Raw genomic sequence first — 277 nt, forward strand, 5'->3', positions numbered from 1 at the left:
ACCACCGCCGTGAACGGCTGGACCGTGGGCTTCGCCTTCCCCGGCGACACCAAGGTCACCAGCGCCTGGAACGCCACCGTCACCCAGAGCGGCTCCCAGGCCACCGCCAAGAACATGTCCTACAACAGCACCATCTCCCCCGGCGCCAACGTCTCCTTCGGCTTCCAGGGCACCTGGACCAGCAACGACGCCGCCCCCACCGCCTTCACCCTCAACGGCACCACCTGCACCACCGGCTGAACCCGAAGCCCGTATCGCCGCCGGCCGGGACCACACC

At 69.3% G+C, this 277-nt stretch carries 1 protein-coding gene; it reads left to right on the forward strand.

Features of this window, described 5'->3' with window-relative positions; genetic code table 11:
- Positions 1 to 240: cellulose-binding domain-containing protein (locus tag K7G61_RS36175; protein WP_263985276.1), on the forward strand; the 240-nt coding region annotated here is incomplete at its 5' end.
- Positions 241 to 277 lie beyond the last annotated feature (37 nt).

This window comes from Streptomyces sp. HPF1205, assembly GCF_020400825.1.
GTDB lineage: Bacteria > Actinomycetota > Actinomycetes > Streptomycetales > Streptomycetaceae > Actinacidiphila.